The 12,741-nt window shown below is 46.6% G+C and carries 4 protein-coding genes, 5 tRNA genes, 3 rRNA genes and 1 pseudogene; 2 read left to right on the forward strand and 11 right to left on the reverse strand.

Going from position 1 to position 12,741, the window contains the following annotated elements:
• Positions 1-24: 24 nt before the first annotated feature.
• Positions 25-949, forward strand: a pseudogene (locus SNR28_RS24610) (IS630 family transposase); the annotation flags it as partial.
• A gap of 50 nt (positions 950-999) precedes the next feature.
• Positions 1,000-2,023, forward strand: a protein-coding gene (locus SNR28_RS24615; RefSeq protein ID WP_375751544.1) for an IS630 family transposase whose coding sequence is annotated in 2 segments (ribosomal slippage) — positions 1,000-1,454 and positions 1,453-2,023 — 1,026 coding nt in all. Because the reading frame shifts where the segments join, the coding sequence is not laid out codon by codon here.
• Positions 2,024-2,291: 268 nt separating this feature from the next.
• On the opposite strand, the gene SNR28_RS24620 is transcribed toward SNR28_RS24615, so the two are convergent.
• From SNR28_RS24620 to SNR28_RS24670, 11 genes are all read right to left on the reverse strand, one after another.
• Positions 2,292-2,368 (reverse strand) — tRNA-Asp (locus tag SNR28_RS24620).
• A gap of 31 nt (positions 2,369-2,399) precedes the next feature.
• A 5S ribosomal RNA gene (gene rrf, locus SNR28_RS24625) occupies positions 2,400-2,515 on the reverse strand.
• A 92-nt stretch (positions 2,516-2,607) separates the two neighbouring features.
• Positions 2,608-5,497 (reverse strand): 23S ribosomal RNA (locus SNR28_RS24630).
• A gap of 353 nt (positions 5,498-5,850) precedes the next feature.
• Positions 5,851-5,926 (reverse strand) — tRNA-Val (locus tag SNR28_RS24635).
• 20 nt (positions 5,927-5,946) lie between these two features.
• A tRNA-Ala gene (locus SNR28_RS24640) sits at positions 5,947-6,022 on the reverse strand.
• A 28-nt stretch (positions 6,023-6,050) separates the two neighbouring features.
• Positions 6,051-6,126: transfer RNA gene (locus tag SNR28_RS24645), tRNA-Lys, on the reverse strand.
• 2 nt (positions 6,127-6,128) lie between these two features.
• Positions 6,129-6,204: transfer RNA gene (locus SNR28_RS24650), tRNA-Glu, on the reverse strand.
• Positions 6,205-6,297: 93 nt separating this feature from the next.
• Positions 6,298-7,849: ribosomal RNA gene (locus SNR28_RS24655) — 16S ribosomal RNA — on the reverse strand.
• Together the 16S, 23S and 5S rRNA genes with 5 tRNA genes alongside form the textbook arrangement of a ribosomal RNA operon.
• A gap of 576 nt (positions 7,850-8,425) precedes the next feature.
• A complete protein-coding gene (locus SNR28_RS24660; RefSeq protein WP_375751546.1) occupies positions 8,426-9,202 on the reverse strand; it encodes a phosphoadenylyl-sulfate reductase in 777 nt (258 codons plus the stop codon).
• Positions 9,195-10,910 carry an assimilatory sulfite reductase (NADPH) hemoprotein subunit gene (gene cysI, locus SNR28_RS24665; protein ID WP_375751547.1) on the reverse strand — a complete coding sequence of 572 codons (1,716 nt, stop codon included), beginning with the start codon at positions 10,908-10,910 and terminating at the stop codon, positions 9,195-9,197. Before cysI ends, SNR28_RS24660 begins: the two co-directional genes overlap by 8 nt.
• Complete coding sequence (locus tag SNR28_RS24670; RefSeq protein WP_375751549.1) at positions 10,910-12,724, reverse strand: assimilatory sulfite reductase (NADPH) flavoprotein subunit; 1,815 nt, start codon at positions 12,722-12,724, stop codon at positions 10,910-10,912. The genes cysI and SNR28_RS24670 overlap by 1 nt, the downstream gene beginning before the upstream one ends.
• Positions 12,725-12,741 lie beyond the last annotated feature (17 nt).

Here is a 12,741-nt window from a genome sequence, read left to right on the forward strand (position 1 = left end):
ATGAGGGCTCTTAAAGGAGCCCTCATGAAGCACGATTTCCCCAGCCTTATCAACTCCACGTCTAACGCTCGGCTTAGAATACGTTACCTTGCTGTTTCCCACTTTGTTGATGGTAAAAGCCGTACAGAGATCGCTAAGTTCCTCAAAGTCAGCAGAGTTAGCGTTAATAAATGGGTTAAGGCCTATCTCGATCACGGCCTTGAAGGACTGCAAGAAAAGCGTCATTCAGGGAGGCCTCACCGCTTAACCGAAGAGCAAAGGCAACAACTCAAAGAGTATGTCACCGAACATGCTGTTAATGCTGATGGTGGCCGCCTCCAGGCAAGGGATATCGGCCTCTTTATAGAAAGCAATTTTGGTATTACCTATCAACAGTCAGGGATATATCGCCTGCTACATGATATTGGCTTGAGTTGGATTACGACTCGCTCCAAGCACCCTAAGCAAGCAATAGAAGCTCAAGAAGCTTTTAAAAAAATTCCCAATAGAAACGATCCTTAAGATCCCCGGGCATGTCGCACTAAAAGATGTTCAAATATGGTTCCAGGATGAGGCCAGGTTTGGTCAGCGCAACACGACAACCCGAATATGGGCTCCCAAGGGCACTCGTCCGAGGGCGGTACAACAGCAGCAATTTGAATATGCATACTTGTTTGGAGCCGTATGCGTTACCACTGGTGATGCGGAAGCCATTGTTGTGCCTGTTAGTAATATGGAGGCAATGAAGGAACAACTTCGGCTTATCTCACATGCCACACCAACAGGTAAGCACTCTGTTGTCATTATGGATCAAGCGAGTTGGCACCAAAGCTATCTTGCAGATGATTTTGACAACCTCAGTATCATTCATATACCGCCATATTCCCCGGAACTGAACCCAATAGAGCAGGTGTGGAGTTGGCTTCGTCAAAACGAACTCGCAAATCGATGTTTTGAAAACTATGGTGATACCAATTCCATTAATTTTGTGATCTAATGAAGGCTCTTAAAGGAGCCCTCATGAAGCACGATTTCCCCAGCCTTATCAACTCCACATCTAACGCTCGGCTTAGAATACGTTACCTTGCTGTTTCCCACTTTGTTGATGGTAAAAGCCGTACAGAGATCGCTCAGTTCCTCAAAGTCAGCAGAGTTAGCGTTAACAAATGGGTTAAGGCCTATCTCGATCACGGCCTTGAAGGACTGCAAGAAAAGCGTCATTCAGGGAGGCCTCACCGCTTAACCGAAGAGCAAAGGCAACAGCTCAAAGAGTATGTCACCGAACACGCTGTTAATGCTGATGGGGGCCGCCTTCAGGCAAGGGAGATCGGCCTCTTTATAGAAAGCAATTTTGGTATTACCTATCAACAGTCAGGGATATATCGCCTGCTACACGATATTGGCTTGAGTTGGATTACGACTCGCTCCAAGCATCCTAAGCAATCAATAGAAGCCCAAGAAACTTTTAAAAAAATTCCCAATAGAAACGATCCTTAAGATCCCCGGGCATGTCGCACTAAAAGATGTTCAGATATGGTTCCAGGATGAGGCCAGGTTTGGTCAGCGCAACACGACAACCCGAATATGGGCTCCCAAGGGCACTCGTCCGAGGGCGGTACAACAGCAGCAATTTGAATATGCATACTTGTTTGGAGCCGTATGCGTTACCACTGGTGATGCGGAAGCCATTGTTGTGCCTGTTAGTAATATGGAGGCAATGAAGGAACAACTTCGGCTTATCTCACATGCCACACCAACAGGTAAGCACTCTGTTGTCATTATGGATCAAGCGAGTTGGCACCAAAGCTATCTTGCAGATGATTTTGACAACCTCAGTATCATTCATATACCGCCATATTCCCCGGAACTGAACCCAATAGAGCAGGTGTGGAGTTGGCTTCGTCAAAACGAACTCGCAAATCGATGTTTTGAAAACTATGGCGATATTGTCGACAAGCTTTGTCGTGCCTGGAATAAGTTCTGTTCAGAGAAAAGCAGAGTTATCTCACTCTGCTTTAGAGATTGGGTTAACCTGATAACTTAATTAATGGAATTGGTATGATATTGTCGACAAGCTTTGTCGTGCCTGGAATAAGTTCTGTTCAGAGAAAAGCAGAGTTATCTCACTCTGCTTTAGAGATTGGATTAACCTGATAACTTAATTAATGGAATTGGTATTAAGGCTTCAGAAGAAGTGGCGGAATGGCGGGAACGCCCAGTTCGGGGTTGCGGGCAACCGGGACTCGTACGACCGAAGGGCGTAAATTTCGGGCATTAAAAAACCCGACGCTTTCGCATCGGGTTAAAAGAAGTGGCGGAGCGGACGGGACTCGAACCCGCGACCCCCGGCGTGACAGGCCGGTATTCTAACCAACTGAACTACCGCTCCGCACTGGTTAGACTCTAAGTCTAAATTTAAAGCCTGGCGATGTCCTACTCTCACATGGGGAAGCCCCACACTACCATCGGCGCTATTGCGTTTCACTTCTGAGTTCGGCATGGAATCAGGTGGGTCCACAACGCTATGGTCGCCAAGCAAATTCTTTAATTCGGAAAACTGATGTTAATTAACTGTTCTATACACATTCAACGTTCTTATTCGAGTCCACAAAACCCTTTGGGTGTTGTATGGTTAAGCCTCACGGGCAATTAGTACAGGTTAGCTCAACGCCTCACAACGCTTACACACCCTGCCTATCAACGTCGTAGTCTACGACAACCCTTTAGGACACTTAAAGTGCCAGGGAGAACTCATCTCAAGGCTCGCTTCCCGCTTAGATGCTTTCAGCGGTTATCGATTCCGAACTTAGCTACCGGGCAATGCCATTGGCATGACAACCCGAACACCAGAGGTTCGTCCACTCCGGTCCTCTCGTACTAGGAGCAGCCCCTTTCAATTCTCCAACGCCCACGGCAGATAGGGACCGAACTGTCTCACGACGTTCTAAACCCAGCTCGCGTACCACTTTAAATGGCGAACAGCCATACCCTTGGGACCGACTTCAGCCCCAGGATGTGATGAGCCGACATCGAGGTGCCAAACACCGCCGTCGATATGAACTCTTGGGCGGTATCAGCCTGTTATCCCCGGAGTACCTTTTATCCGTTGAGCGATGGCCCTTCCATTCAGAACCACCGGATCACTATGACCTGCTTTCGCACCTGCTCGAATTGTCATTCTCGCAGTCAAGCGGGCTTATGCCATTGCACTAACCACACGATGTCCAACCGTGTTTAGCCCACCTTCGTGCTCCTCCGTTACTCTTTGGGAGGAGACCGCCCCAGTCAAACTACCCACCAGGCACTGTCCTCACCCCAGATAATGGGGCTAAGTTAGAACATCAAACATACAAGGGTGGTATTTCAAGGATGGCTCCATGCATACTGGCGTACACACTTCAAAGCCTCCCACCTATCCTACACATGTAGGCTCAATGTTCAGTGCCAAGCTGTAGTAAAGGTTCACGGGGTCTTTCCGTCTAGCCGCGGGTACACTGCATCTTCACAGCGATTTCAATTTCACTGAGTCTCGGGTGGAGACAGCGTGGCCATCATTACGCCATTCGTGCAGGTCGGAACTTACCCGACAAGGAATTTCGCTACCTTAGGACCGTTATAGTTACGGCCGCCGTTTACCGGGGCTTCGATCAAGAGCTTCGACCTAAGTCTAACCCCATCAATTAACCTTCCGGCACCGGGCAGGCGTCACACCGTATACGTCATCTTACGATTTTGCACAGTGCTGTGTTTTTAATAAACAGTTGCAGCCACCTGGTATCTGCGACTCTCGTCAGCTCCATCCGCAAGGGACTTCACCAATAAGAGCGTACCTTCTCCCGAAGTTACGGTACCATTTTGCCTAGTTCCTTCACCCGAGTTCTCTCAAGCGCCTTGGTATTCTCTACCCGACCACCTGTGTCGGTTTGGGGTACGATTCCTTACAATCTGAAGCTTAGAGGCTTTTCCTGGAAGCATGGCATCAATGACTTCACTACCGTAGTAGCTCGACATCGTGTCTCAGCCTTAAAAAGAGCCGGATTTACCTAACTCTTAAGCCTACGCACTTGAACCTGGACAACCGTCGCCAGGCCCACCTAGCCTTCTCCGTCCCCCCATCGCAATTGTAAGAAGTACGGGAATATTAACCCGTTTCCCATCGACTACGCCTTTCGGCCTCGCCTTAGGGGTCGACTTACCCTGCCCCGATTAACGTTGGACAGGAACCCTTGGTCTTCCGGCGTGGAGGTTTTTCACCCCCATTATCGTTACTCATGTCAGCATTCGCACTTCTGATACCTCCAGCAAACCTTACGATTCACCTTCAACGGCTTACAGAACGCTCCCCTACCCCGCAATCAAAGATTGCAGCCGCAGCTTCGGTTTATTACTTAGCCCCGTTACATCTTCCGCGCAGGCCGACTCGACTAGTGAGCTATTACGCTTTCTTTAAATGATGGCTGCTTCTAAGCCAACATCCTAGCTGTTTTAGCCTTCCCACATCGTTTCCCACTTAGTAATAATTTGGGACCTTAGCTGGCGGTCTGGGTTGTTTCCCTCTCCACGACGGACGTTAGCACCCGCCGTGTGTCTCCCGGATAGTACTTACTGGTATTCGGAGTTTGCAAAGGGTTGGTAAGTCGGGATGACCCCCTAGCCTTAACAGTGCTCTACCCCCAGTAGTATTCGTCCGAGGCGCTACCTAAATAGCTTTCGGGGAGAACCAGCTATCTCCAGGTTTGATTGGCCTTTCACCCCTAGCCACAAGTCATCCGCTAATTTTTCAACATTAGTCGGTTCGGTCCTCCAGTTGATGTTACTCAACCTTCAACCTGCCCATGGCTAGATCACCTGGTTTCGGGTCTATATCCAGAGACTGAACGCCCAGTTAAGACTCGGTTTCCCTACGGCTCCCCTAAACGGTTAACCTTGCCACTGAATATAAGTCGCTGACCCATTATACAAAAGGTACGCAGTCACCCCACAAAGGAGGCTCCTACTGCTTGTACGTACACGGTTTCAGGTTCTATTTCACTCCCCTCACAGGGGTTCTTTTCGCCTTTCCCTCACGGTACTGGTTCACTATCGGTCAGTCAGGAGTATTTAGCCTTGGAGGATGGTCCCCCCATATTCAGACAGGATATCACGTGTCCCGCCTTACTCGATTTCACTGAAAATGGTTTGTCGGTTACGGGGCTATCACCCTTTATTGCCATGCTTTCCAGCATGTTCACCTGAACCATTAAAAGCTTAAGGGCTAATCCAATTTCGCTCGCCGCTACTTTCGGAATCTCGGTTGATTTCTTTTCCTCGGGGTACTTAGATGTTTCAGTTCCCCCGGTTCGCCTCATTAACCTATGTATTCAGTTAATGATAATTGCTTATGCAATTGGGTTTCCCCATTCGGAAATCGTAGACTCAAGTGGCTTTTACTGCCTTATCTACGCTTATCGCAAGTTAATACGTCCTTCATCGCCTCTGACTGCCAAGGCATCCACCGTGTACGCTTAGTCACTTAACCATACAACCCCAAAGAGTTTCCAAGAAACCTTTAAGATTGTTTAATCAAACAACCAAAGTTGTCTGCAATTTTTATACATGATGCAGACTCGATTTTGCCGGACTCAAATTCCAAGAACACTTGAATGTGTGTTGGTACCTATATCTTTAAAAGACATAGGATTTGAGAACTTTTAATTGAATAACAACGCATATCCGAAGATATGGGGATTGTTGTTATTCGTCAGCTTTCCAAATTGTTAAAGAGCAAAAGTGTATAAACACTTTCTAAGGATTCTTACAGTCAAAAATCCAACCAATTCGATATTTCTTCTTATTGGTTTGGATAACTGCTTTCCAAAAATACTTAGAGAGTGGTGGGCGATACCGGGCTCGAACCAGTGACCCCCTGCTTGTAAGGCAGGTGCTCTCCCAACTGAGCTAATCGCCCACAATATGTGGCATCAAGAATGGTGGAGCTATGCGGGATCGAACCGCAGACCTCCTGCGTGCAAGGCAGGCGCTCTCCCAGCTGAGCTATAGCCCCAAACTTGATATTTTCCTTTAAAAGGAAATGGTGGGTCGTGCAGGATTCGAACCTGCGACCAATTGATTAAAAGTCAACTGCTCTACCAACTGAGCTAACGACCCAATGGTATCCCGTAGGGGAGTCGAACCCCTGTTACCGCCGTGAAAGGGCGGTGTCCTAGGCCTCTAGACGAACGGGACACTAAAACTTGAAGGTGTTGGGCACCTTCTACTCTAAACTTTCTAAACCTAATCAATCTGTGTGAACACTCATCAATGCACAATCTATATCGTTAAGGAGGTGATCCAGCCCCAGGTTCCCCTAGGGCTACCTTGTTACGACTTCACCCCAGTCATGAACCACAAAGTGGTAAGCGTCCCCCCGAAGGTTAAACTACCTACTTCTTTTGCAGCCCACTCCCATGGTGTGACGGGCGGTGTGTACAAGGCCCGGGAACGTATTCACCGTAGCATTCTGATCTACGATTACTAGCGATTCCGACTTCATGGAGTCGAGTTGCAGACTCCAATCCGGACTACGACGCACTTTTTGGGATTCGCTGACTCTCGCAAGCTAGCAGCCCTCTGTATGCGCCATTGTAGCACGTGTGTAGCCCTACTCGTAAGGGCCATGATGACTTGACGTCGTCCCCACCTTCCTCCGGTTTATCACCGGCAGTCTCCCCAAAGTTCCCACCCGAAGTGCTGGCAATTAAGGATAAGGGTTGCGCTCGTTGCGGGACTTAACCCAACATTTCACAACACGAGCTGACGACAGCCATGCAGCACCTGTCTTACAGTTCCCGAAGGCACACCTGCGTCTCCGCTGGCTTCTGTAGATGTCAAGAGTAGGTAAGGTTCTTCGCGTTGCATCGAATTAAACCACATGCTCCACCGCTTGTGCGGGCCCCCGTCAATTCATTTGAGTTTTAATCTTGCGACCGTACTCCCCAGGCGGTCTACTTAACGCGTTAGCTCCGAAAGCCACTCCTCAAGGGAACAACCTCCAAGTAGACATCGTTTACGGCGTGGACTACCAGGGTATCTAATCCTGTTTGCTCCCCACGCTTTCGCATCTGAGTGTCAGTATCTGTCCAGGGGGCCGCCTTCGCCACCGGTATTCCTTCAGATCTCTACGCATTTCACCGCTACACCTGAAATTCTACCCCCCTCTACAGTACTCTAGTTAACCAGTTTCAAATGGCCTTCCGAGGTTGAGCCCCGGGCTTTCACATCTGACTTAATTAACCACCTGCATGCGCTTTACGCCCAGTAATTCCGATTAACGCTCGCACCCTCCGTATTACCGCGGCTGCTGGCACGGAGTTAGCCGGTGCTTCTTCTGCAGCTAACGTCAAATGATGAGCGTATTAAACTCACCACCTTCCTCACTGCTGAAAGTGCTTTACAACCCGAAGGCCTTCTTCACACACGCGGCATGGCTGCATCAGGCTTGCGCCCATTGTGCAATATTCCCCACTGCTGCCTCCCGTAGGAGTCTGGACCGTGTCTCAGTTCCAGTGTGGCTGATCATCCTCTCAGACCAGCTAGAGATCGTCGCCTTGGTGAGCTCTTACCTCACCAACTAGCTAATCTCACTTAGGCGTATCCGATAGCGTGAGGCCCGAAGGTCCCCCACTTTGCTCCGAAGAGAGTATGCGGTATTAGCCATCGTTTCCAATGGTTATCCCCCTCTACCGGGCAACTTCCTAAGCATTACTCACCCGTCCGCCGCTCGACGCCCTTAACGTTCCCCGAAGGTTCAGTTAAGTCGTTTCCGCTCGACTTGCATGTGTTAGGCCTGCCGCCAGCGTTCAATCTGAGCCATGATCAAACTCTTCAATTAAAGTTTTTGTGGTCTTTCGACCGGCTCAATGAATACTGACTTCAAAACTACATAAGTAATTTCAAAGCTATTATCGTTCCAACAGAACGATAATGAATTGACTGTGCCGAATAACATAAAGTTATTTCGTTTGGTCACTCAGTTCATTGATAAATCTTTTAGATTATCATCAACGAGTGCCCACACAGATTGATAGGTTTAAATTGTTAAAGAGCGTTGCTTTAAGAGGCTTTCTCTCAAAGCGGACGGTCATTTTAGCGATTTAATCTTTCGTGTCAAACACTTTTTTGCTTTTTTATTTTCACTTTTAAAAGTGAAAGCAATATCGATTTTACATCTCAAATTGACTGTCTGCTTCAACGACTCAACCCTTGTGAGCCTTGCCGTGTCAGCGAGGGGGCATTATAGAGATCGGATTATTCTTGGCAAGCATTTTTTAAGGTTTTTTCTAAAAAAAATGCTTTTTTTGCGGATATTAATTGAAGCGCTTATTTGTACCACTTTACTAAGAAATAAATAACAACTTATCCACAGATTTATTAATCATTGCTCAAAAATAAAGCTGCAAAAGCAGCTTTAAATTCCCGAACCGTCTATCTCTGTGTCATCTTCATGAAGACCACACTCTCGTTTCAATCCAAAGAAACGAGTATCTTCTTCTTTCATGCCAGGTTCCCACTTAACAGTTGTGTGTGTGTCACCAACAGAAAGGTAACCTTCATCCCATAATGGATGATATGAAAGACCGTTCTCTTCAAGATAGTAGTGAACATCTTTATTAGACCAATCCACAATCGGCAGAAACTTAAATACCCCATTTTGAATGGCAAGCACTGGTAAATTGTTTCTTGAACTAGACTGCTCTCTTCGCAGCCCAGAAAACCAGGTAGACACATTTAGCTCTGTTAGCGCACGTTTCATTGGTTCTACTTTGTTTAGTTTGTTGTATTTCTCGATGCCTTCGACACCTTGATCCCACAATTTACCAAACTTTGCTTCTTGCCACGCTGGGCTAATTTGAGCCTGATAGATCTTCAAATTCAGATCTAACTTCTCTTTTAATGAGTCAATGAACTGATACGTCTCAGGAAAGAGGTAACCCGTATCCGTTAAAATGACAGGAACATCAGCTTTCTCTTTCGTTACCAGGCGCAGCATTACCGCAGCCTGAATACCAAAGCTAGAAGACAACGCATGCTCTCCCGGCAAATTAGCAAGTGCCCATTGAACTCTTTCTGCCGCACTCATACTTTCTAGCTCAGAATTAATTTCTGCTAACTGGATTGTCTGTTCCGCTTTATTTAGCTTTAGAAGCTCATACAAATCGATTCTTGTTTTACTCAACTCAGGCATAGAAGTCCCTCTTGGATACAATTACTTCTTCTATAATTCCAGCTCGGATAGCGAAATCACCAAAAGCTTCTCCCTCTTCACGTTCTTTAGCCCAACGGCCAACCAGAACGTCTATTTCTTCAAGGATCTGCTTGTCTGTAATGTTCTCTTTATACATTTTAGGTATACGGGTTCCTGCTTTATTACCACCAAGGTGCAGGTTATAGCGTCCAGGAGCTTTACCAACCAGACCTATTTCCGCGAGCATTGCTCGACCACAGCCATTAGGGCAACCAGTAATTCGAAGGATGATATTGTCTTGCTCTGGTAGTTCGTGTTTCTTCAAGATTTGTTCAACATCAGTAACAAACTCTGGTAGAAAACGTTCTGCTTCTGCCATTGCCAGAGGACATGTAGGGAATGCAACGCACGCCATAGAATTTTTGCGCTGTTCACTTACACCATCATCAATAAGGCCGTGTTCACGAGCAATCGTCTCAATTAACTCTTTCTGATCAGACGGCACACCAGCAACAATAAGGTTCTGGTTTGCTGTCATTCTGAAGTCACCTTTGTGAACTTTAGCTATTTCAGCCACACCGCTCTTTAAAGGTTTGCCCGGATAATCCAACAGTCGGCCATTTTCTATAAACAGAGCCAAATGGTGTTTTCCATCTATGCCATCTGCCCAGCCAATTCTGTCTCCACGCCCAGTAAATTCATAAGGGCGGCTTTCCTCAAACTTAACTTCCGCTCGTTTTTCCACTTCAGCCTTAAATACATCTATACCAACACGGTCTAGCGTATATTTGGTTTTGGCGTTTTTACGATTAGAACGGTTACCCCAGTCACGCTGAGTGGTCACAACTGCCGCAGCCACATCCAGCGTTTTTTCCAGAGGTACGAAACCAAAGTCATCAGCGCGACGAGGATACGTTGATGTATCTCCATGTGTCATCGCTAAGCCACCGCCAACTAACACATTGAAACCAGCTAGCTTGCCATCTTCAGAAATCGCGACAAAGTTAAGATCATTTGCATGAACATCGACGTCATTCTGTGGTGGAATCACAACCGTAGTTTTGAACTTACGAGGTAGATAAGTACTACCTAGAATTGGCTCTTCATCTGTAGTTTCCAGCTTTTCGCCATCTAGCCAGATCTCTGCATAAGCTCGAGTCTTTGGTAGAAGATGCTCACTGATCTTCTTCGCCCACTCATAAGCTTCCTGATGCAGCTCCGATTCCACCGGATTCGTTGTACATAGTACATTACGGTTAACATCACCCGCAGTCGCGATTGAATCGATACCAATACTGTTCAATGTTTGATGCATCAACTTAATATTTGGCTTCAATACGCCATGAAACTGGAAAGTCTGACGAGTAGTAAGACGAATACTTCCATACATGGTATGTTCGTCAGCAAACTTATCTATTGCCAGCCATTGTTTGGGAGTAATTATTCCACCCGGCATACGTGCACGAAGCATCACGTTATGCAACGGCTCAAGCTTTTGTTTAGCTCGTTCTGCTCGGATATCGCGATCATCTTGCTGATACATCCCATGGAAACGGATCAGCTGGAAATTGTCTGCCGTAAATCCACCTGTGATTTGATCCTGCAGATCTTGCCCAATCGTACCGCGTAAGAAATTACTCTCTTTTTTCAGGCGTTCGTTATCCGAAAGAGGACCTAACACCTGACCTAATACTTCTTGTTTGCTCATTAGTAGACATCCCTTTGGTAACGCTTTTCTTTACGTAGTGTATTTATAAATTCTTCTGCTTTCTCTGCTGACAACTGCCCCTGCTCCTGAGCAATTGTCACCAATGCTGAGTTCACATCTTTTGCCATACGGTTTGCATCACCACATACGTATATATGTGCACCATCATTGATCCAGCTCCACACTTCTTCTGCATTTTCCAGAAGTCTGTTCTGAACATAAACTTTCTCTTTTTGATCTCGGCTAAATGCAACGTCTAGTTTTGTCAGAAGACCTGATTTCAGATACTTTTGCCACTCAACCTGATATAGGAAGTCTTGGGTAAACGTACGGTCACCGAAAAGCAACCAGTTCTTTCCTTCCGCATCGCGGTTATCTCTTTCCTGAATAAAGCTTCTGAAAGGTGCGATACCTGTCCCCGGACCAATCATGATAACTGGTGTATTGTCATCTGCTGGAAGCTTAAAGTTATTGTTGTTTTCAACGAATACTTTAACCTCAGCACCTTCTTCTAGCCTGTGAGACAAGAAACTTGAAGCGCCACCAAAACGAGCTTCTTCACCCTTTTGATACTCTACTACTCCAACCGTTAGATGAACTTCTTCATCAACTTCAGACTGGCTTGATGCAATTGAGTAAAGACGAGGCGTCAGTTTTCTTAGTAAGCCCACCAATTGTTCTGCCGTTAGTTTTGTCTTTTTCTCTGAAAGAACATCAATAAGCTGAGTATTAGCTGAGTACTCACGTAGCTTATCTTTATCAGCCACCAGCTTCTCAAGCTTTTTGCTACCCGACAGTTCTGCATACTTAGTGATTTGCTGTGGGTTTGAAGTCGTAATTTCGTATTTGGAGATAAGTGCGTTTCGAATCGAAATGCTCTCACCATCCACTTCAATACTTTCTGCGCCTGACAGCTCAACTTTTGCAAGAATCTGATCGGCTAGTTCGTTACTGTTTTCATACCAAACACCTAGCGCATCACCTGGCTGATAGGTAAGACCTGAATCTTCCAGATCGATCTCGATATGTCGAACATCTTTACCTGAGTCGCGGCCAGTTATTTTCTGGCTGGTCAAAAGCGTCGCAGTATATGGGTTTTGCTTGGTGTACTGAGAATGAGCGGCCTGCGCAACTGGTAGTTGAACAACTTCAGCATTCGTTGGTGCAGCTAACTCCTCTTTTGCTGTATTAAGCGCTTGCTTAATCCAATCTGCAGTCGGGTCTTCATAATCGACATCACAGTCAATCCTATCAATGAAGGACTTTGCACCTAGCTTAGACAGATACTCGTCAAAATCTTTACCTGTCTGGCAAAAGAATTCGTAGCTTGAATCGCCAAGGCCAATAACACCGTACTTAAGATTATCTAACTTAGGTGCTTTCTTGGACTGCAAAAACTCGTGCAATTCAATCGCGTTATCTGGCGGCTCACCCTCTCCGTTTGTAGAGGCCACAAAAATCACATGCGATTCTTTTGCAAGGTTCTTACCTTTGTAGTCGCTAGCATCAAACAGCGCGACTTCAATACCCTCAGATTGAGCCTGCTCTTTCAGTGACTCAGCAACACCTTTTGCGTTACCCGTCTGAGAAGCAAAAATAATAGAGAGCTTACCCGCTGGAGCTGCAGAAACAGCAGAGGCTGCCTGAGCGATAGGTGCTCCTGCGGCAACAGATTGAGATTGACTGATTCCCCAAAAATATCCACTCACCCATGCGAGCTGCTGTGGGGATAGTTCTGAGGCAGCCTGCTGAAGCTGACCTATTTGCTGGTCATTCAGAGGACTTGCTAAAGCAGAGAGTTCCTTAAGTACCATGTCACGATATTCCTGTT

It is taken from the genome of Vibrio iocasae (genome assembly GCF_042245395.1).
GTDB classification, from domain to species: domain Bacteria; phylum Pseudomonadota; class Gammaproteobacteria; order Enterobacterales; family Vibrionaceae; genus Vibrio; species Vibrio iocasae.